This window comes from Streptomyces sp. NPDC020917, assembly GCF_044333795.1.
Lineage (GTDB): Bacteria > Actinomycetota > Actinomycetes > Streptomycetales > Streptomycetaceae > Actinacidiphila.
In genome coordinates, this window is record NZ_JBIRRR010000003.1 from 612,984 (window position 1) to 633,935 (window position 20,952).

15 protein-coding genes and 1 pseudogene are annotated in these 20,952 nt (G+C 70.6%); 5 read left to right on the forward strand and 11 right to left on the reverse strand.

Features of this window, described 5'->3' with window-relative positions; genetic code table 11:
• Positions 1-47 precede the first annotated feature (47 nt).
• Positions 48-1,937, reverse strand: coding sequence for a kelch repeat-containing protein (locus ACH4TG_RS09525; protein ID WP_398241595.1), 1,890 nt, complete (start codon positions 1,935-1,937; stop codon positions 48-50).
• A gap of 643 nt (positions 1,938-2,580) precedes the next feature.
• Here ACH4TG_RS09525 and ACH4TG_RS09530 point away from each other — a divergent pair.
• The gene (locus ACH4TG_RS09530) at positions 2,581-4,827 is read left to right on the forward strand and encodes a WD40 repeat domain-containing protein (RefSeq protein WP_398241596.1); all 2,247 of its coding nucleotides are present in this window, start codon (positions 2,581-2,583) and stop codon (positions 4,825-4,827) included.
• 238 nt (positions 4,828-5,065) lie between these two features.
• Here the strand turns inward: ACH4TG_RS09530 and ACH4TG_RS09535 are convergent, their stop codons facing one another.
• The 3 genes from ACH4TG_RS09535 to ACH4TG_RS09545 form a co-directional block, all read right to left on the reverse strand.
• Positions 5,066-6,310, reverse strand: a complete 1,245-nt coding sequence (locus ACH4TG_RS09535) for a hypothetical protein (protein WP_398241597.1) — start codon at positions 6,308-6,310, stop codon at positions 5,066-5,068.
• Positions 6,311-6,537: 227 nt separating this feature from the next.
• On the reverse strand, positions 6,538-10,542 hold the full coding sequence (locus ACH4TG_RS09540) for a carboxypeptidase regulatory-like domain-containing protein (RefSeq protein ID WP_398241598.1): 4,005 nt from the start codon (positions 10,540-10,542) through the stop codon (positions 6,538-6,540).
• Between the two features lie 444 nt (positions 10,543-10,986).
• On the reverse strand, positions 10,987-11,904 hold the full coding sequence (locus tag ACH4TG_RS09545) for a hypothetical protein (protein WP_398241599.1): 918 nt from the start codon (positions 11,902-11,904) through the stop codon (positions 10,987-10,989).
• Between the two features lie 118 nt (positions 11,905-12,022).
• Here ACH4TG_RS09545 and ACH4TG_RS09550 point away from each other — a divergent pair, with 118 nt between their 5' ends.
• Positions 12,023-12,970 carry a helix-turn-helix domain-containing protein gene (locus tag ACH4TG_RS09550; RefSeq protein ID WP_398241600.1) on the forward strand — a complete coding sequence of 316 codons (948 nt, stop codon included), beginning with the start codon at positions 12,023-12,025 and terminating at the stop codon, positions 12,968-12,970.
• Positions 12,862-13,284 (forward strand): annotated as a pseudogene (locus tag ACH4TG_RS09555) (MBL fold metallo-hydrolase); the annotation flags it as partial. The gene ACH4TG_RS09550 and the pseudogene ACH4TG_RS09555, both read left to right, overlap by 109 nt.
• A 236-nt stretch (positions 13,285-13,520) precedes the next feature.
• Here the strand turns inward: ACH4TG_RS09555 and ACH4TG_RS09560 are convergent.
• The 6 genes from ACH4TG_RS09560 to ACH4TG_RS09585 all read right to left on the reverse strand — a co-directional run bounded on the left by ACH4TG_RS09560 (position 13,521) and on the right by ACH4TG_RS09585 (position 17,876).
• Positions 13,521-13,967 carry an NUDIX hydrolase gene (locus tag ACH4TG_RS09560; protein WP_398241601.1) on the reverse strand — a complete coding sequence of 149 codons (447 nt, stop codon included), beginning with the start codon at positions 13,965-13,967 and terminating at the stop codon, positions 13,521-13,523.
• A gap of 43 nt (positions 13,968-14,010) precedes the next feature.
• Entirely contained in the window at positions 14,011-14,802 is a 792-nt protein-coding gene (locus ACH4TG_RS09565; protein WP_398241602.1) for an STM4013/SEN3800 family hydrolase, read from the reverse strand.
• Positions 14,799-15,305, reverse strand: coding sequence for a hypothetical protein (locus tag ACH4TG_RS09570; RefSeq protein WP_398241603.1), 507 nt, complete (start codon positions 15,303-15,305; stop codon positions 14,799-14,801). Before ACH4TG_RS09570 ends, ACH4TG_RS09565 begins: the two co-directional genes overlap by 4 nt.
• On the reverse strand, positions 15,298-15,933 hold the full coding sequence (locus tag ACH4TG_RS09575; protein WP_398241604.1) for a thymidylate kinase: 636 nt from the start codon (positions 15,931-15,933) through the stop codon (positions 15,298-15,300). The genes ACH4TG_RS09570 and ACH4TG_RS09575 overlap by 8 nt, the downstream gene beginning before the upstream one ends.
• Entirely contained in the window at positions 15,930-16,955 is a 1,026-nt protein-coding gene (locus tag ACH4TG_RS09580) for a radical SAM protein (protein ID WP_398241605.1), read from the reverse strand. Before ACH4TG_RS09580 ends, ACH4TG_RS09575 begins: the two co-directional genes overlap by 4 nt.
• 423 nt (positions 16,956-17,378) lie before the next feature.
• Entirely contained in the window at positions 17,379-17,876 is a 498-nt protein-coding gene (locus ACH4TG_RS09585; protein WP_398241606.1) for an ATP-binding protein, read from the reverse strand.
• A 177-nt stretch (positions 17,877-18,053) separates the two neighbouring features.
• Here ACH4TG_RS09585 and ACH4TG_RS09590 point away from each other — a divergent pair, with 177 nt between their 5' ends.
• Both ACH4TG_RS09590 and ACH4TG_RS09595 read left to right on the forward strand, forming a co-directional pair.
• Positions 18,054-19,310 (forward strand): helix-turn-helix domain-containing protein, encoded by a 1,257-nt coding sequence (locus ACH4TG_RS09590; protein ID WP_398241607.1) that lies wholly within the window; start codon positions 18,054-18,056, stop codon positions 19,308-19,310.
• Between the two features lie 20 nt (positions 19,311-19,330).
• Complete coding sequence (locus tag ACH4TG_RS09595) at positions 19,331-19,687, forward strand: hypothetical protein (RefSeq protein WP_398241608.1); 357 nt, start codon at positions 19,331-19,333, stop codon at positions 19,685-19,687.
• A gap of 195 nt (positions 19,688-19,882) precedes the next feature.
• On the opposite strand, the gene ACH4TG_RS09600 is transcribed toward ACH4TG_RS09595, so the two are convergent.
• Entirely contained in the window at positions 19,883-20,896 is a 1,014-nt protein-coding gene (locus ACH4TG_RS09600; RefSeq protein WP_398241609.1) for a LuxR C-terminal-related transcriptional regulator, read from the reverse strand.
• Positions 20,897-20,952: the final 56 nt, after the last annotated feature.

The following is a 20,952-nucleotide window of genomic DNA, read 5'->3' on the forward strand; positions in this document are numbered from 1 at the left end:
TCCGGCAGTGGCGGGCACCGGTCGCACCGGTGCCGCAGCCGTGACGCCTACTGCTCGGCAAGGGTGAAGTCGGCCGAGGTCGTCTGGCCCTTGGCGACCTTCACGATCCGGAACTGGGACTGGTAGCCGTCCTTGGCCACCACCACCGCCAGCGGGCTGTACCCCCGGTCGAGCCACAGCCGGTAGTCCCCGCCGATGCCGGTCCGCAGCGTGTAGGTCACCGTCCCGCACCCGAGGTTCTTGTCCCACATCGTGCAGATCTGCACCGTGGCACCACGCAGCGGCTGCCCGGCCGAGTCGGTCACGGTGCCGGAGACCTGGCCCCACGAGGCCGGCGGGTCCACGTGCAGTGACACCGCGACCTGCCGGACGCTGTACGGCGAGTCCGTGCTGACCGTCAACGCGGCCGCGAAGTCGCCCGGTTGAGCCAGCTTGGCGGAGTCCACCGTCACGGTCACGGCCACGGACTGCCCCGGCGCCACGTCGAGGTCCGTGGAGCTCTCCCGCAACCACGGCACCCCGGACGCGCACTGGTCGTAACCGGGCAGGTTCTCCGCGGACGAGACGGCCTGGAACTGCCCGGTGGTGCCGCCCACCTTGTAGGCACCGCAGGCCCCGCCGCCGCGGTAGACGGTGTTGCCGGAGTTAGGAAGAGCGGTCCAGTCGTCCGCCGCCGGATCGTAGGCGTAGCCCTGGTTGGTGACCGAGGTGCTGTTGTCCACCGACCCGCCCATGACCTCCAGTTGGCCGTTCGCCGCCGCAGCGGCGGCGCCCCAGGCATCCATCGGCAGCGCCGCCCGGGAGGTCCAGGACTGCGCGCCCGGGAGCAGCGCGTAGGTGGTGGTCAGCGGATCGTCGGCATCGGCGTTCACTCCGCCCGCGCAGACCACCTCACCGCCCACCCCGCCGCACGCGGTGAAGGCCACCGGCGTGGGGTAGTCGGGCTGCCGGCTCCACGTGCCGGCGGCCGGGTCGTACTGGTAGACCGCGTTCGACGTCGGGGTGCACGCGCCGGTCGTGCAGCCGCCGACGAGGTACAGCTTGCCCTGCAGCACTGCGGTCCCGGCTGCGCTGAGTGCGGCCGGCAGGTCCGCGGTGCGGGTCCAGGTGTCGGTCGCCGGGTCGTACGCGTAGACGTGTTTGCTGGTGACCCCGGACGAGTTCCATCCGCCCGCGACGTACAGCGTGTCGTCGACGAACGCCGCGGAGGCTCCGTTCAACGGCTCCGGCATCTTCGCCACCGCCGACCAGCTACCGCTCACCGGGTCGTACACGTTGACATCGGCGTAGTTCACCGTGCCGTTGCTCCCGCCGACCACGTACACCAGGCCGTCGTGGGTGGCGACCGCGTCGTCCATCACCGGCTTCGGGTAGGCGGCGATCGTCTGCCAGGCCGAGCCGGGCGCGTCGGCCTGGGCCGGCTCCGCCTGCCGGTCGTGCACCGCGGCGGAGGGGCCCGCGGCCGGCTTCGCCCGGCTCTTGGCGGCCTGTACCGGGTCGGCATAGCTGGTGGTGGTCCTCTGCACCAGCTTCGGCGCCCCTGTCGGGCTGTACGCCTGCCCGGCCGTGGGGGCGGAGCCTCCGCCTGCGGTGTCAAGCCTCACGTGCACGGGGGCCGTTCCGTCGTTGCCGAAGACCAGTTGGCGTGTCTGGGCCTGGCCCAGCTTCTCGGTCACCGCCAGGGACGACGGGGTGACGGTCAGCCCTCCCGGACCCGCGGAAGCGTCGTGGCGCACGATCCCGTCCCCGGGGAGCGCAACCTGCGCCCGGTCAGCGGTGGAGCGGTCGCCCGACGGTGCGGTGGCGCCCGTGGTCGTCCGCCCTGCACCGGTGCCGGCCTGGGCGGGACCGGTCACGCCGGCACCGAGAGCGGCCGTCACGAGCCCGACGACGAGCACACTGGTCAGCCGGCGACGGTACCGACGTGTCACTGCCATATCAAGATCTCTCCTGAGCCGGGACGACACGCGCCGCACAGCCGGGGCCGCAGCGCGTCCAACGACGCTTGCCGCAGGGGACCTTGTCACGGCCGCGCAGGCAGCCTCAAGGGACTGCAGGTTGCATGTTCAGGACAGGTGCCCGGAACCGGATGGGCGCCGACATCGCCCTGTCCTCCGAGGCGCTACTGCACACCGAACTGCCCCAGCAGGTAGCGCTCATCGGACCGGCGGGCAACGAGGAAGCCGGCCAAGCTCCCTGCGGCTCGGGCAGAACCCGCAGAAGCGAGTCAGTGCAGAGTGATGGTCAGGTCGCGCGGGTCCGCTTGGGGCTGCGAGGTAGTCGGACCAGTCGTCTCCGCCAAACCTGGCCGGCGTTCGGCTGTTTCAGGCCGGATGCCGAAGAGGTCCGAGAGATCGATGGGCGGCAGATCGGCCAGCGCCTCCGTCACGGCGGTGTTGCGGGCTGCGCGGACGGGCAGGTCGTGCCGCCTCAGCTTCGCTGACAGGCCAGCCGGGTTGGGGGGGTGCCACGGGCTGTTGCCGGACAGCAGGTAGTGGCTGCCCCCCGGGCTGTCTGATGGGTTGCTCCTGTCCGGCCGCTGTCCCCCGCCACCGCGCCCCGCGCCGATACCGTCAGAACATGGTTGACGATCGGGATACGGCAAGCACGTGGTGGACGAACTTGGACACGCTGGTCAACGGCGACCCGAAGCGAGTGCAGGGGCTGCTCGACGAAGGGGCGGAGCCGCAGGCGCGGCTGGCCGCGGCGGTGTACCGGGCCTCGGCGCATCTGCATCAGGATGCTTCGCCACAGCAGCGCCGGCACCTGCTGGCACTGGACGCGGCCCGGTACGGCGACCGGGAGCTGGCCGGGCGGATCGGCGATGTCGCGGTGGCCGGGGCTCCGGCCCCGTGGCGGGTGGAGTGGGCCGTCGGCGCGAGCCTGGACGCCCGGCTGCGGCATCCCATGGAAGGCGATCGCCGCAGCATGTGGTCTGCGGCCACGACGGTGGTGGACGGTCGCCCGGTGGCCGTCACGGGTTCTCATTTCGGCGTGCTGGTCTGGGATCTGAGCACCGGACGGCAGATCGGCGAGGAGTTGGAAGGCCATGAGGAGCGGGTGTTCGCGGTGGGCACCGCGGTGCTGGACGGCCGGCCGGTCGCGGTCACCGGCGGCGAGGACGACACGATCCGGGTGTGGGACCTGCTGACCTTGGAACAGCTCGGTGAGGCCATCGCGCTGGACGACTCCGGCGACGAGGTCATGTCGCTGGCCACGACGGTGCTCGATGGCCAGCCGGTCATCGTCAGCGGCGGTGCGGGCACGCTGCGGCTGTGGGACCTGGCCACCCACGCACCCATGGGTGACCCGCTGACCGGCCACGCCGGCGGGGTCTCGGCGATGACCGCGACGACGCTGGACGGCCGCCCGGTCGTCGTCTCCGCCGGAGCTGACGGCACGGTGCGGCTGTGGGACCTGACGGCGCGCGAGCAGATCGGGCCGGCGTGGGAAGGCCACGACGGCCTGATCTCCGGGATCGCGACAGCGGTCGTGGACGGACGCGCGATCGTGGTCACCGGGGCGGAGGACGCGACGCTTCGCAGGTGGGACCTGGCCACCGGCGACCCTGTCGGCGCCCCGATGATCGGCCATGCCGAAGCCATTCGCGAGGTCGACACGGCGGTCGTGGACGGCCGCATCATCGCGGTCAGCGGCAGCATCGACCACACGGTGCGTTTCTGGGACCTGGCCACCGGCGAGCAGGCCGGCGTCCCGATTACCGCGCACGACGCCCCGGTCTGGGCCGTCGCGACCGCCGAGGTCGACGGCCGCCCGGTGCTCGTGACCGGCGACGCCAACGAGGATCTGGTGCGGGTGTGGGACCTGGGAATGGCGGTCGTGGCCGAGTCCGCGGCCCTCGGCGAGGCGCCGGCCGGGCACACGGACGACGTGTGGACGCTGGCGACGTCCGAGGTGGCGGGCCGCCAGGTAGCGGTGAGCGGCAGCAGCGACCGGACAGTCCAGGTATGGGACCTGGACGCCGGCGCTCCGGTCGGCGACCCGCTGACCGGCCACACATGGGCGGTGACGTCGCTGGTGACGACGACCCTCGACGACCGGCCCGTCGCGATCAGCGGCGGCGGACGCATCATCCGCACATGGGACCTGGCCACGCGCACCCCAGTCGGCGATCCGCAGCCCGCGGAGGACGGTCACACCATCTTGGGCACCGCGATCGTCAACGGCCGCCGGATCGTGCTGGCCGCCGGCGACAAGCTCAGCCGTCCCGGCAGCAGTGTGGCGTTCTACCGCATCCGCATGTGGGACCTGGCCACCGGCGAGCCTGTCGGCCGCCAACTCGCCGGCCACCCGCAGCGGCCCATGGGAGGCGCGACAGTGGACGTCGACGGCCGCCCCATCGCGATCACCATCTGCGACGACCGCTCGGCGAAGCTCTGGGACCTGGAAGCGGGCGAGCCCTATGGGCCGCGCCGCCTCCACATCGAGGAGTCCGCTCGGTTCGGCCACATCGCCGCGGCCACGCTGAACGACCGCCCGGTCGTCGCGACCACCGACCACGGGACCCTGCGAACGTGGGACGTGACCACGGGCAAGCAACTCGGTCCCAACATGACCGGCCACGACTGGCACATCGAGACCGTGGCCCTGGGCACCCTCGCCGGCCGCCCCGTCGCTGTCACCGGTGGCGGCCTCGGCGAGGCCGCAGTCTGCGTGTGGGACCTCGACGCTGGCGAACAGCTGGGCCCGGCACTGCTGTTCCCGACGCACATCCGCGCTGTCGCAGTGACGTCGGACGCGCGGGTGGTGGTGGGGTACGGGACGGAGATCGCGGTGCTGCGGTGGACGGGGACTTGGGCGGCCTGACCGGTCCAGGGCCTGATGACTATCGCTACGAAGAGCAGCGCTAAGGATCGGCCCCTTGATCATGGCTGTGGCCAGGGCTAGGAGTTCTTCCGCCTGTCCCCCGGGCAGCCCCGCCGCGCCATCTTGAAGATCACCCGATCGGTCGGTGATACCTACCAACCCGCCGTATTCAAGAGCCCAAGCCTTCGCGTCTGATGCCTACACCGAGGGTCCACCAAGAATGTCCCCCTGCGGCAGGTCACGGTAGCGGTGGGCGGGTCCCGGCAATTCCGGCGAGGGTAGGGCGGCCCAGTGCCTGATACGCCATGACGAGCAGTTCGTTGGCATACACCTCGCACTCCGGATCGCCGACGGAGGCCCAGCACAGGTCACGACCCAGGATGAGGGCTTCGTCCGGGTCGCCGACCGCGCAGCAGCGCCGGGCCTCCCTGACGCTTGCGCCCAGAACCGTGCCGTCCGTTGGTGCGAGCCGGCGGCGTGCCCGCCCCTGGGAGTCTGGGGTGGGCACGCCGCACAGTTGTCTCCTGCGTCTGCGGTACGCGCAGGGGCTGTCGGGCTTCAGGGTGAAGTCCTTCGTCGTGGTCTGGCCCTTGACGACCTTGGCTTTCGTGCCCTGAGGCGTCCAGCCGTCCTTGGCCACGATCATGTCGATCGGGTTGTTCCGGGCGTCGACCCACAGCGCATACCTGCCGGCCGTGTCCGTCTTGAGGGTGAAACTCTGGGCCCAGCTGTCGAGTTGGACGGTCGCGCCCTTGATCCCGGCCGGGGTTCCGCCGCAGACCGTGCCGGTCACCGTTCCGGTGATCTTGCCCCAGGTGGACGGCGGTTTGACCACCATGGCCACGGGGAGGGGGGTGATCGTGTACGGGGTGTCGTGGATCACCTTGAGCGCGGCTGCGAACGTGCCGGGCTGGGTGATCGCCGCACCGGACGCGTCCAAGGTGAGGGTGATGTCCGTGGACTGGCCCGGAGCGAGCGTCACGTCCGTCGTGCCCTCCGACAGCCAGGTCACGTCGGCCGCGCTGCCGCATTGGCCGTAGCCGGGCAGCAGTTCGGTGTTCCTGACCGGGTTGAACGACCCCGTCGAGCCGCCGATCTTGTAGAAGCCGCAGGCGCTGCCGCCGCGGTACACCGCGTAGTTGGAGTTGGGCAGTTCCGTCCAGCTGTCGGTCGACGGGTCGAATGCGGTACCCATGTTGGTCAGCGTGGTGTTGTTGGCGGTGACGCCACCGGACAGCAGGAGCTTGCCGTTCGCGCCCACCGCGGCCATGCCCCACAGGTCGAAGGGCAGGTCCGGCAGCGCGGACCAGGCACCCACCCTGGGGTCGAACGTGTATGCCTTCACGGTGGACGCACCTCCGGTGCTGCCGCCCGCGCAGTACAGCGCCCCGTCGAGCGCGTCGGCCTGCGCCGGCAGGGCGACGGTGAGGGCACCGATCGCGGCCGCAAGGCACACGGCGATCGTGCGTGCGCGGTCGCGCACGGGTCACATGGATGGGCGTGGCATGGGCCACCGATTTTTCGGTCCTGGAACGGGAGTGGCGCGTGTGGTGGGCGCCGGGCCCTGAGTGTGCTGGTTCCGGGCTGGGGCCGGCCGGTTCCGGGCTGTCAGGATGGGGACAGTTGCCGCATGCGGACACCGGGGAGCGGCTCGCGGCGTCCGGTGCCTGCTCACCGCCTCCCCCCGGCGGCGGTGAGCAGGCGGCTCGGCTACCGCGCGGTGACGTGCAGGGCGACCTTCACCGGCGGCTGGTTGTAGGGCGTGTCGGTCGCGACCGTGAGCGCCGCGCCGTATTCACCGGGAGCCGGGACCGCGGCGGTGTCCGCGGTGAGCCAGACCTGGACCTTGTGGCCCGGCGGTACGGTGAACGACGTGGTGTCCTCGCTGAGCCAGGACGCGTCCTGGCCGCCGTCGCAGCGGTCGTACCCGGGCAGCACCTCGGCGAGGGCCACCGGAGTGAAGCCGCCGCTGGCGCCGCCCACTTGGTAGAGGCCGCAAGCTGCACCGCCGCGGTAGAAGGCGCTGTTGGCGTTGGGCAGCGCGGTCCACCGGTCGGCGTCCGGGTCATAGCTGTACCCCTGGTTGGTCACCGCGGTGCCGCCGCTGACGACGCCGCCGATGACCTGGAGTTGCCCGTTGGCCACCGTGGCCGCGGCGCCCCAGTCGTCCGTCGGGAGGTCGGCCTCGCGGCGCCACCCGCCGAGGCCCGGCACCAGGGTGTACGTCGTGGCGAGCGACTCGCCGGTGCCCGGGTTCAGCCCGCTGGCGCACACCGATTCCAGGCCGATGCCGCCGCAGGCGGGATAGGCCACCGGGCTCGGGTACGACGGTTCCTGGGCCCACGCGTCGGTGGCCGGGTCGTAGCTCACGACGGCGTCCGACGCGGTCGCGCACTCGTTGGTCGTGCAGCCACCGATCACGAGGAGCCGGCCGTTGACGACCGCGCTGCCGGCGGCGCTGTGCGGACCCGGCAGGTCGGCCACCTTGCCCCAGGTGTTGCTGCCGGGGTCGTAGGCGTAGCTGTGGGTGCTGGCCACACCGGAGTTGTTCCAGCCGCCGGCGACGTACAGCTTGCCGTCGACGAACCCGGCCGCGGCGCCGTTCAGCGCCTCCGGCAGCGGTGCGAGCGCAGACCAGGACGACGTGCCCGGGTCGTAGACCCTGACATCGGCGTACTTGACGTACCCGTCGCTCCCGCCGACCACGTAGACCTTGCCGTCGTACGAGGTCACCGCGCTGTCCATGGTGGCCCTGGGATAGTTGGCGATCTGCTGCCATGGGGCGTCCTGCGGAGCCACCTGGTCCAGCAGCACCGCGTTGTCCTGCGAAGGCGTCTGCCGGCTGCCGGCGGCGCCCGCGGCCGAGGTGTCGGTCTTCACGACCATCGTCGGGGCCGCGGTCGTCGGGCGCTGCCCGGTCGGCGCGGCGGCGCCGCCGTCGTTCTCGCCGAGCAGCACCCGTACCGGTGCGGTGCCGTCGTTGCTGAAGGTGAGCTTGGCCTTGTCCGTCTTCCCCTGCCGCGCGGACAGTTCGACCGTGGACCGGTCGATCGTCAGCCGGCCGGCCTTCAGGTCGAAGTTCCGGTGCAGGACGCCGTCGTTCGGGACGTCGACCTTGGCGTGGATCGGGGTGTAGTTGCCGTCGGTGACGTCGAGGTTCGTCGCGCCGCCCGGGCGGGAGAAGAACGCGTAGTAGCCGTCGGACAGGTGGACGTCGTCCGGGGTCGTCCGGCTCAGGCCGCGGTCCTCGGGGTGGTCGGCGTTGGCGACGGTCGCGCCGTCGACCGGGGCCCTGGTGTTGTCGTCGCGGACGACACCGGCCACCAGGCCGCCCGGGGTCTCCTCGCACGACCGGCTGCCGATGAGGACGTTGTCGAGCTGCCACCACCAGCCGTAGTTCGACCAGCCGAGGTGGAACCGGACGCGCACGTGCGACTGGTGGGCGGCGGCCGGGATCGGGACCGTGACGTGACCGTTGGTCTCCGCGTCCTTGGGGCTGGTCCAGACCGTCTTCCAGGTCTGCCCCCCGTCGATGCTGAGGTCGACGGTCCCGACCTGGTCGCCGAGGCCGACGAAGTCGGTGTCGAAGCTGACCGCGGGGTCGGCGTCGGTGCTCAGATCGGCGACCGGCGAGACCAGGTCGGTGTGGTTGGCCCCGGTGGTCTTGGCGTACACCACGACCGCGAAGTTGCCGCTGCCGCCGGTGAGGTTGGCCTGCCGTCCGGGGTTGTCGAACCGCCAGGTCCGCGGGTTGCCGGAGTTGGTGTCGACGGTCCAGCCGTCGGAGGCGTCGCCGCCGGTCCACCCCTCGAAGCCGGTGTGGACGCCGGTGTACTTCCAGCCGTAGCCCGGTGCCGTGCAGGCGTTCCGGTCGATCGTCAGGCCGATGTCGGTCGCCGGCGCGGTACCGGTGGTGAGGTCCACCGGAACCTCGGCCGGCTCGTATGCCGTCAGGTCCGCCGAGGTCGCCTGCAGGGTGTACGCGCCGCCCTTGGGCAGCGGGATCGAGTAGGCGCCGGTGTAGGGGTCGGAGTAGGCGAAGACCCCCGGTTGGCCCTTGACGGTGATCTTCGCGCGCATGGGCCAGCCGTGACCGGAGGCGTCGGTGACCCGCCCGGACACGGGCGCCGTGTCCTGGACGTCCAGGCCGAAGTCCGCGTGGGCCGTTGTGCCGCGGACCACGCGCATCCCGGTGGTGGTCTTCTGGCCGTAGCCGAAGGCGGCCGCGGTCACGTCATAGGTGCCGTCCGGCGCGCGCAGGTCGTAACTGCCGTCGGACGCGGCGGTGGTGGAGAAGTTGCGGCCGGTTGCGTCGGTGGCGGTCACCGTCGCGCCCGCCACCGCGGCGCCGGAGGCAGCGTCGGTGACCTTGCCGGTGACCTCGCCGGTGAGGCCCTGGTTGAGACCGTCGACCCCGTTCGGCGTGCCCAGCCCGGTCGGACCGTCCCAACCCGGGCCTGCCTCGCAGAGCTTGGTGCCGCACGCCCCGTTCTTCCCGTCCGTGACGTCGTTCATCAGCGAGCTCGTCGCATAGGGGTACGATGCCGGGTAGGTGCCCGGGGTCGGCGTACCGGCCAGCGCGTACATGCCGGCGACCAGGGGCGATGCCAGCGAGGTGCCGCCCCACTGCGCCCAGCCGGACTGGCCGACCGTGTTGTAGACGCCGAGGCCGGAGACCGGGTCCGCGTCGGCGGAGATGTCCGCGGTGGCCTTGCGGCTTCCGCAGGTGGTGTCCACGCCGGCCTGCCACGGCGGCGCGGGCTCGTACTGGGAGCAGCCGGATCCGGCGCCGCTCTGGGCTCCGGCCGCGCCCCACGCCGACTCGTGCCAGCCCCGTGCGGAGTCGTCGCGGGTGAGCCTGGTGCCGCCGACAGAGAGGACGGTGCTGCTCGTGGCGGGGAACGCCTGGAGGTTCCCGGTGTCGCCGCTGGACGCGGTGACCGCGATCCCGGGGTGGTCGAAGTACTGGTCGTACGCCGTCTCGGCCGGGGATTCACCTTCCAGGCCGAAGGAGTTGGAGATCGCCACGACGCCGGGGATGTGCGAGGCGGTGACCTCGGCGGCGGCCATGTCGTCCATGCTGGCGGTGTCCGCCTGGACCAGGGCGATGTGGCACTTGGGGCAGACGCTGGAGACAGCGTCGAGGTCGAGCGCCGCTTCGACGGTCCAGCCGCGGTTGTCGGCGGGGAAGGCGCTGCCGCCGCGCTCGTCGACCTTGGTGAAGCAGCCGTTGTCGGTGGTGCACGCCGGCAGGCCGTAGTAGCTGCGGAACACGGCCAGATCGGCCTCCGCGGCGGAATAGCCGTAGGCGTCGACGATGGCGACGGTCCGCCCGTCACCGCCGTCGGGGAGCCGGTAGGCGCTCTGCAGGTCGGCCGGTCCCATGGCGGTGGCCGGCGGCCCGGCGTCGGACTGCAGCAGCCGGCCGGCCTGGTCAACATGGCCGACCGCGAAACAACGCACCGACGGGACGGCCGCGTTCACCTGGGCCGAACTGAGCTCGGCGCAGTCCGCGGACCGAAGGCCCGAGTCGAGGCCGGACGCAGGGCCGGCCGCGGGGGCCACCGCCGGACCCGCGGCGGGGGACGGCGACGGCGGACTCCCGGCGGCGGCCGGCGTGGCGCCGACCGTCGCGGTCAGACCGGCGACCGACAGCGCGATCGCGGCCAGGCCCACCGCGAGACGCCGGCCTCCCCGGCTTCTTCGATATGTCATAAGCATGACAAACCCCCTCTGACTCCTTCGCGACGGCGAAACCGCCGCACGGGCGCGCGGGCCTAACGGGCGCACGCACTGTGCGGCCGGCTCACCAGGACGGTTCCAGGTCGCACCGCCGGGCAGCAAGGATCTCGCCGTGCAGGTACCGGACAACCGCCCGGATCAGGACCGGCCGGCAGAGCCGTCTCGCGCTGGTCAGATCCACTTGTGGCGTGCTGCTTGAGGAGGAGGCGGACCCGGTGTGCTCGCTGGTCCCACCCGAGGTGGTCCAACCGCCCGCGGTGTAACAACGTGGTGCCGACGAATCCGGCCGAGGCGCCGGACCAGCCGAGTCGGTGGGCGATGTCGTGGGTCCCGCGACCACCTCAGCCGGTGGTTGGCCCCTCCTTTCGTGGCCTACGGGCAAGGGGAACCGCGGCCCGACCACTTCGCGACCACCGGCTACGCCCTCGACTGGTCGTACGGTCGAAGAACGCGCTGGACCAACCACAGTGCGAGGTGGTGGCGGGCCGCAGGGCCGTGCTGCCGGACCTTCGGCGGCCCTGCTCCGGCAACAGCGGGTACTGCTGGTGAACCGGAACCGTCCCCGGCGAAGGGGCCGGGCCCCCGGAGCGCCGACTCTCCAGGGGCCCGGCGTCTCAGGTGGTCGTAGGAGCGGTCGAAGGCGGCCACGCCCGGGTCCTCGCCGTCGAGGCCGTAGGAGTTGGATATCGCCACCACGCCGGGCCGCGCCGCGGCGGTGTCGACCGCGGTGCCCAGATCGTCGAGGCCCGCCGTGTCGCCCTGCACGAGCAGGATGTTGCACTTGGGGCACACGCTCGACACGGCGTCCAGGTCCAGCGCCGTCTCCACGCTCCAACCGCTGTCGTCCGGCGGGTAGTCGGTGCCGCCGCGCTGGTCGATCTTGGTGAGGCAGCCGTTGGCGGTGGTGCAGGCGCGCAGACCGTAGTAGCTGCGGTAGACCGCCAGGTCCGCCTCGGCGCTGGAGTAGCCGTAGGCGTCGACGATCGCACCCGTCATGCCGTCACCGCCGTCGGGCAGGTGGTACGCCTGCTGCAGAACCGCCGGGCTGATCGCGGTGATCGGCGGCGCCGCGTCCGGCGTCAGGTTCCGGCCAGCCGCGGCGGCCAGCGCGACCGCGAAGCATCGAGCCACCGGCACCTCAGCGCTCCGCTGCGCGGCGGTGAGCGAGGCGCACGCCGCAGGCTTGTACTGAGGGTCGGTGATCGGCGTCGGATCCGCCGAAGTCGATCCGCCCGGATCCGTCCCGCCGGGCGCGGCGATGCTCGGCACGGCGGTCCCGAGCCCCAGCCCGGCCACCACCACCCCGGTCAACCACTGCCACGCCCGACGCACCACTTTCCCCGCCACGCTCCTCGTAGAGTCCGACGGCGAGACGCTGTCACGACCTGACGTGCACAACAAGAGCATGTACGTTGCAGGTTCAGGACACCTGGCCTGAGGAGGAGGGGACAGCATGTGGGAAGCCGTGGGCATCGGGGAGCAGGACGCGCAGGTCTACGAAGCACTGGTGAGGTGCCGTCACGCGGACGCTTCGACACTCGCGGCGGAGTTGGCGTTGTCCCGCAACCAGATCGTCCGGACGCTGGCTGTTCTCGCCCGTCAGGGGCTCGCGACCCGATTGCCGGGCCGGCCGGCACGGTTCGCAGCGGTCGCACCCGACCAGGTCGCCGCCCCGCTGATCGCGGGTCGCGAGTACGAACTGCTGCAACTGCGTAAGCACGTGCAGGACCTCTCCGAGACCCACCGCCGGGCAGTCGCCACGTGGCAGCATCCGGCCGACCTGGTCGAGGTCATCGAGGGCCAGGCCAATGTGCGTAAAGCGATCACCCTGCTTCACCAGGAGGCACAGGAACAGGTCTGCCTCTTCGACCGGCCGCCGTACATCGGGGAGGACAGCGAGTACGAGGCGCAGGGACTGGACGTCCGCAAGATCGAGTTCCGGGTCGTCTACGACCGGTCGGCGATCGCCCTGCCGGGCCGCATCGAGGAGATCTGGAAGAGCGTACGGCGCGGGGAACGGGCCCGGGTCGGCGAGGTGCCGATGAAGATGCTGCTGTGTGACGGCCGGAAGGCGCTCATCCCGGCGGGTGACGCCGACGCGTCGTACCTGATACACGCGTCGGCCCTGCTGGACGCGATGTGCGCGCTCTTCGAGGCGGTCTGGGCCAAGTCGATCCTGCTGACCAACGTCGACGCCGGAGAACCCGACCCCGCTCTCGACGGCGGCGGCGAGGAACTGATGGGCCTGCTGGCCGCCGGCCACACCGACGACAGCATCGCGCGTACGTTCGGCTGGAATGTCCGCACCGTGCGCCGCCACGTCCACCGGCTGAGCGAACTGGTAGGCGCCCGTACCCGCTTCCAGCTCGGCATGGAGGCCGTACGCCGCAAGTGGATCTGACCGGGTGCCGCTACGGTGCGCGCTGCTTTGCGTACGCGGACAGCGTCGGGGGCCCGACGGCCGGTGCTCTCAATCCGAGTCTGTGGCGGCAGAGCCGGCTCGTGTCCGACCACGGGCTGTTCGAGGTGACTGACGGGATCTACCAGGTCCGTGGCTTCGACCTGTCGAACGTGACGCTCGTGGAGGGCGAACACGGCATCCTGGTGATCGATCCGCTGACCTCAGCCAAGACCGCGGCCGAGGCCCTTGCCCTCTACCGCAACCACCGCGGTGACCGGCCGGTGGCCGGCGTGCTGTACACCCACAGCCACCTTGCGCCTCACGCCATCATGGCCATCCCAGCGGGCCGCTGACTCATCCTGGAGGCATTGTGCCAACCGGGAGCCGCGTGCGCCGTGGGATCGCCCGGGGAGGTCCCATGCGTCGTTCCGCAACTGTCAGGGTCATCTTGCCCTCGATGTCGAGTCTGCGAGGAGGCATTCGCGACCATCCCCTCTCAGCGGCTGTCTGGAACCGCCAGGACAGAACGGCACCTCCTGCCCCCACGACCTCAGTCTTGTGTGTCTCGCTCGGCGAGCAGGAGCGCGAGTGGGCCGGCAGGAAGGAGGAAGCGGCCTCCGGCAGCGGCGTCCAGAGCTTCCTCCATCGACCACCAGGTGAGTTTGAAGTCGTGCTCGGTGGCTGTGAGTTCCTGGGGGCCGATAGTGAGGCCCCGGGCTTCGTAGAGGTGGATGCGGGCGGGAGAGGCGAGGGTGAAGGCATAGGAGCCGAGGGGGCGCCAGGTGCTGGCGATGATGCCGGCTTCTTCGCGTAGTTCGCGGGCTGCGCACTCCTCGTCGGTTTCGCCCGGTTCTTTGCGGCCGCCGGGGAGGAAGAGGTAGTCGCCTCCGTGGTCGGGGAAGTGGGCGCTGAGGAGGGCCACGAGGCCCTGAGCGTCGCGGGCGACGACGACCGAGGCGTCGCGGGTGCGGCCTCGGTCCGGTGGGGCTGTGCTCATACCGGGCGAGGCTAGCGGTGGTCACCGACATCCCTCTGGGCCTTCAACGGACCATGGCGGCATAGGGGACGTTCATGACGACGGGGTGGGCGATGCCGCGACCGCGGTAGCCGTCTTCACCGAAGGCGTCGCCGTGGTCGGCACACAGGATGATCAGCCAGCGGCGATGCGCTATGAGCGTGGTGATCAGCCGGCCGAGGTGGGCGTCGGCGTAGGCGAGAGCGGCCTGCTGGGAGGCGAAGGTGTCGCGGCTCTCCCCGAGGTAGTGGCCGTGCGGGACGTGGGTGGCCGATACGTTGACGAAGAGGTAGATCGGGCGGCCTTCGTAACGCTCGGCGATCTCCAGTGCGTGGTCGACCTGGTGGCGGGTGGAGTCGGGTTCGGGTGAGCAGAACTCCGGCCGCCAGTGATCCTCGTCGAAGAGATCGGGCAGGACCGAGCCGAGGGGGGTCTCGCGGGAGAAGTAGGTGACGCCACCGATGCAGATGCTGCGGTATCCGTGCTGGGAAACGCCGACCAGGAGGTTGGGGGCGTCGAAGACGAAGGTCTGTAGCGGAACGGTCTTGAACGCGGGGGGTCGGCACTCCCACAGGCGCGGCGGCTGCTCGGGCTGGGGCAGTTTGGGCAGGAAGCCGGCGAAGAAGGCCATGTGTGCGGGGAACGTGAACGTGCCGGGGGTCTGCCGGCGTTCCCACCCGCCGGGCGGAAGCAGAGTCTCCAGGTGCGGAGTCATGCCTGCTTCGTACGCGCTTCGGGCGGTGTCGTAGCGCAGGGAGTCCATCGTCACGAACAGGATGCTGGTCCGGCTGTCGATGATCTCGGTGGCGTCGATCATGCGGTGGCCTCCATCGCATCGAGGGGCAGGTGCTGGATGGTGCCCTTGGCGCTGTGGCTGACGGGGATCGGGACGCGGTCCTCGGCGATCATGCGGCGGATGCGGGCAAGTCCGGTGTCGTCCTGGAGCAGCAGGCCGTCGCGGGCGTGCAGGCGGATGTGGACGACGACCGCCCCGTACTCGCCGGAGGTTGTGGTCACGTAGGCGCCGGGTAGCGGATCGTGGCGTTGAAGGTAGGCGAGGAACGCGTCCTCGGTGATGCCGGAGACGGCGGTGACCTGGCAGGCGTGGTGGTGGGCGTTGATGGCGCCGTTGCACAGACGGCGGAAGAACTCGGCCGTGGCCGGCCGTCCGTCGCTCCCGACGGCCAGTTGCGTGGTGGCGGTGACGGTGACGAAGCAGGCGCCGAGCCACCAAGCGACGCCTTCGTGGATCTCGCCGGGGAAGCTGCCGACGGCGCCACCGTCGCGAATGACAGCCGTGGTGTCGATGGAGTTAAGCACCGTCAGCCTCCAGACGGGTCAGGATCCAATCGACCAGCTCCTCAGGGGATTTGCCATCGGTGTCCAGCGCGACAGCCGTGGGGTCGGCTGCCTGAACGGTCTGGAAGTTGCCCACCAGGCTTGCCAGCCGACCGGGCACGGCGAGCAGTTCCAGGTCGTCCCGTTTTGCGTCCCTCTTGGTCGCGAGGCGTTCGCGCAGGGCCGTTTCGGCGCAGGTCAGGTAGAAGGTGCGGGTCGGCGCCTCCAAGTAGGGCCGGAAGGGCTGGAGGAGCTGGGCGACCTCTCCGACGGGGATGTCGTGGACGGCGGCGTGGCAGGCGACCACGGAGGAGACGTAGCGGTCGGCCACGACCGGAGTGACCGACCGCGTGGCTCGGATCGCGTCTGCGGCGTGCAGCAGTCCGGACAGGTAGAACGCGAACTGCGGGAGCGAGCGCAGACGTGCGTTAACCAGGGCTGACCAGTCGGTGTGCGGTGGGGGGAGGGTGTGCAGTGACGTGGCGCCCAGTCGCTGGGACAGGGCGTGGGCGAGGGTGGATTTGCCGATGCCGGAGACGCCTTCGAGGACGACGAAGGGACGCGGTGGGCTGTCGAGGGACAGCGGGCGGTAGGCGGCCGGGAGGGTCACAGGGTTCCCTCCGTGAAGGCGGCCACGTGGCCGGCGACTGCCTGGGCGAGGTGGGCCGGGTCGGCCAGCAGATGGTTCACGTCGAGCCGTAGGTCATCGCGGAGCAGGCAGGGCTGGACGCTGCCCGCGTGGTCGACGCGGAGGGCCCAGAAGCCTTCGACGCATCGGGAGCGCAGGGGGCAGGTGCCGCACTGTCCGACGTGGTGGCGGCCGAGGTCGCGGTGGATGACGTCAATCTCGATGCCGTCGATGCGGAAGACCCTGCGGCCCTGGCCGACGCCGGCGACCTCGGTGTGCTCATCGCTCGTCAGGGTCCGCAAGTGCGCGATGATGTCGTCCGCCGACGAGGCGGACGTGGCACGGCGCTCATTGAAGTCCGTGCCGACGAGTTCGATGAACTGCACGGGCAGCCGGCGCTCCAGCGCGTAGTCCAGGATCTGCCGGACCTCGTGGGCGTTCTCCTGTTGAAGGAGTGTGTTCAGTTCGACCCGTTCGAAGATCTCGCGGGCGGTCTCGATGCCGTCCAGGACTGTGTCGATGGCGAGGTTGGTTCCCGCGATGGCCCGCAGCGAGGCGTCGGAGAAGTAGTGGAGCGAGACCTTGACCTTGTCCAGGTGGGTCTTGGCCAGCCATGCGCGGTGGGTACGGATCCGGGTCCCGTTGGTGATCAGCGTGTACGAGGCGTCCGGGCCGGGCTCAGGCAGCCTTTCCAGGATCGGCCGCGCGATCGGCGAGGTGAGCGGTTCGCCGCCGGTGAAGTACACGCGCTTCAGGCCGGCGTCCATGAGGGAGCCGATGAGGGTGAGGTAGCCGTCGGCGTCGAGCTGCCGCGGGCGAGGTTGCTGAGAGCGGTCCTGCCGGGTCAGCGGCGGCGGGACGTCGCCCTCGTTGTGGCAGAACCAGCAAGCGATGTTGCAGCGCGGCGTGAAGGAGACGCGGAGCTGCCCGCGGAGCGCGGCGAAGTTGTGCAGCGCCGTCCAGTCGACGCTGGAGGCGGGTAAGTGAGAGTGAGTCGTGGGCATGAGGTACTCCTGGCTGAAGGGGTGGGACGGTGCAAGGCCACGCCGTAAACCCGAATGGCGAGGTGGGAGTCAGCGGCGACGGTGCCGGCCCTGCGGCGGGCGCGGGTGTCTGGCCGAGCCGCGTGAGCCGACGTCCGCATAGCCGGTCAGTTCGTGACCGCCAAGATCGGCCGAGAGCTGGACACCAATGATCTGATCGGCGAGGGAGTGGACGCACGCGTCGCAGGCGAACAGGTCCGCAGTGATGCCATGCGCTGTGCCGGGGGCCGATCCACAGGACCCAGGCCGCCTCCCGACCGCACCACAGCCAGCACCCGCCCGTGGTCCAGCCGTTATCCTCGTCCTGCTCCGCAGACGGCGGCAGACGGGCGATGCGCAGGCCGACAGGGACCGGACCACGGGCGGAGGGCCGCATCCATCTCTTCACCTGGGCCCGGAAACGAACGGCGCCTGCCGGCTGTGGGGAGAAGGGTGCAGCTCGGTATTCTCGGCGGTCGCGATCTTTGCCCAAACGGCCTTGCCGCCTGACGGGTTCGGGTACGTGTACCCCCAGGCGAAGGAGAGTTCGTCGATGAGGTGGAGGCCGCGGCCACTTTCCCCGTCGGTGGCTGCCGCCTTGAGGACAGGTGGGTGTCGGTCCTGGTCGTGCACACAGATCAGCAGGTGGTCGAGCATGCACTGTAAGGTCAGCGCGCACACACGCGTGGGCCCGTTCTCCTGATCCGAGGCAGCGGGCAGTGCCGTGGCGTGGCGCACGGCATTCGTGACCAACTCGGAGACGACCAGCACCGCATCGTCGGCTGCCGCGGGCGCGATCTCCCACGTGGCGAAGACACCCCGTGCGTGGAGCCGGGCCCACCGAGGGGCTGACTGCACCGAGGCCAGGTCCAGTCTGCTGTGGAAGCGAGAGCTGGAGGTCACGGTCACACCTTTCGTTGGATCCCGACGAGGACTGCTTCACCGGGCGGACGTTGCGGTAGTGATAGGAAAGCGGCGTCGACGACCTGGGAACAGAACAGATGTGGCGCTCTTTTGATGCATACTCTGTGCATCAGTAGGCCTGACCTCGGGTTCTGGAAATGGAAGGAAGGGGTCGGCATGGGGGCACGCCGGGGTTTAGCCAGGCGTCGACGGGCGCTGGGCTACAGTCAGGAGCGGCTGGCGGAAGCCGTCAGCGTGGACAGGGTGACCGTCGGACGCTGGGAGCGCGGAGAGACAGATCCTCAGCCGAATCTCCGGTTGCGGTTGGCCGGCATCCTGCAGGCCACGGCCGCCGAACTCGATGATCTACTGAAACGCGAGGACGAGAGTCCTACGCAAGCCCAGGTTCCGGCTGTGTCCCCAGACGCCTCCGGGGCACACTCAGAGGCGGGGTGTCTAGACGACATGATGCGGCGGGAGTTCCTGCGGTTGGCCAGCATCACCGGCGCGCTCGTCGCGCTGCCCGCTGATGCCCCTGGTCAACTCCCCGTCAGGGAACTGCCTGACGTTCAGGCGATGACCCCGCAACTCTGGAGCGTCTACGGACTCGCCAGGAACAAGAGCAGCGTGTATCCGCTTGTGCGCGAGCAACTGGCCGACCTGACAGCGCTCCTGGGCCGCAGCCACCGTGACGCCGTGCACCGCGAGCTCTGTGGCCAGGCCGCAGACCTTTTCCAGCTCGCCGGCGAAATCCTCTTCGACGGAAACCGCTACACCGAAGCAGCACAGTGCTATGGGCTCGCTGCCAGCGCCAGCAGGGAAGCCGCTAACCCGGACCTTTGGGCTGCATCCCTCACCCGGCACGCCTTCATCGGACTGTACGACCGTCGATTCCGGGAAGCCGCCCCCATGCTCGACGCAGCCGGCCGGCTGGCGCAGAAGGGCGACCCGTGCCTGTCCACCCGTCACTGGATCGCCGCGGTGCAGGCACAAGTCCACGCCGGACTCGGCGATCTCGACGCCTGCAACCGAGCGCTTGACCAGGCGGAAGAGGTCCGTGACCTCGCCGAACCCTGCCCGGGTGGATGGCTTCGTTTTGACGGATCACGCCTGGCCGAGGAGCGCGGGAGTTGCTACGTGACCCTGGGCCGCCACGACCTGGCCGAGGAAGCCCTGGCCGACGCGCTGGGACACCAACTCTCACCGCGTCGGCGCGGCAGCGTCCTCATCGATCTCGCCGTCATCGGCGCGCGACGCCAGGACGTCGACCGCCTTGTCTCCTACGGCACCGCAGCGTTGGAGCTCGCGCAACGCACCTCGTCCGGCTACGTCGGCAAGAGGCTGGACGGACTTCGAGGCCACCTAGCGCCGTTCCTTGCCGACAGACGTGTCGCAGACCTGAACGAGCACATCTCGTCACTGACCGCCGCATAGCTCACGCTGGAGGGCACACCATGACCGACGCTGGCCGGATCTTCCGGGAAGCCTGGATCCAGGGCGTCACCACCCACTTCCCTGGCGAGCCGAAGCCGGGTTACGTCACCCCCTGGGAGGACACACCCGACTGGGAACGCCACGCGGCGGCCGCGGTGTTCGGGCAGGTGAAGAACTTCGTCACGGTCAGCGAGGGGAACGCGGCGAAGCTCAGCCGCGAGCAGAAGGGCCGATTCGTGTCGCTTTGCTGGATCGCCCAGATCTACCGGCACTTCCCCGAGCCGAAGCCCTCCTACGTCGCAGACTGGGCCGATCAGCCCGGCTGGCAGCAGGAGACCAACTCCGACATCTTCGAGGCCATCGAGAAACACGTCTGACGGCAGGCGACAGGGCGCGGATCGCGACGTCGACGAGGAGCCGTAGGCCTTAGAGGGCCTCACGGAACTGCTGGGCTGCCTCGCCGACCCCGATCCCGATTTCGCCATCGCCACCCCATGACGTGCGGTCCCACCCAGCACAGCGCACCTCCGGCGGAAAGCGCCGTCCGACACTGCCGGTTCGCCTGAGTCGGGCTACACCGTCAGCCAGCCCCTCGCTCCCGCCTGCACCCCCGCCTGGAACCGCGTCTGCGCGTTCAGCAGCTGCATCAGGCGGGTGATGCGGCGGCGTACCGTGTGGACGTGGATGCCCAGGCGGCGCGCTATCGCCTCGTCCTTCAGGCCCGCGGCCAGCAGGGTCAGCAATTCGCGGTCCTCGTCCGTGACCTGCTCGTCCGCTTCCGCGCTGATCGGCGCCGCCCGATCCCACAACGCCTCGAAGAGCGGCACCAGCGCGTTGCCGAGCAGGGCGTCGCTGACCACCAGCGCCGACGCCGTCGGGTCCGCCGCGTCCGTCGGGGGGAGCAGCGTGATCCGGCGGTCGACGGTGATCAGCTTGGTCGGCAGGTCCGTACCGACGCGGATCTGGACGCCTTGGCCCGAGAGGTCGTTGAGGCCCCGGGCCCGGCCGGGGAAGTCCAGACCCTCGCGGTCCACCACCACCCGCACCCGCACCCCGCGCCGCACGGGCTCGGTCACATCCAGCGGTGCCGGCATGCCGTCCGGCTGGCTGGCGGCGTACGGCGGGCGGTCGACCAGCGCCACCTCCTCGCGCGCCGACACCAGCAACGCGGCCACCCGCTCGGCGATGGCCCGGCCGCCGCGGACCGTCTCGATGCCGATGGCGCGCGGGTCCTTCGCGGTACTCAGCAACTGTGCGGCGATCCGGTCGACCGACCCGGTCAGCTCCTCCAACTCGGCCGATCGGCGCAGCAGTTGGGCCCGATGGTGGTGGAGGAGAACACGCAGCGCCGTGGCGGGAGCCACCGGGACCGGCACGAGCGGCAGGTCACCGCCCGGCCGGGTGAAGCCGTGCTCGGCGAGCTGGTCGAGGGCGGCCGTGACCCGGCGCGGCGGCAGGTCGAGTGAGCGGGCCAGCGCGGCGCGGGAGGCGGGTGCGGGCAGGTTCAACAGGGCCTCGTAGACCTGGAGTCCGTCGGCTCCGAGCCCGAGGGCCTGCCATTGCACGTCGAGTTCAGCGAGCCTCACGCCGGCGATTCTCGCCTCGTTCGTGCAGGCCACACAAGTGTGCACGTACACAAGTC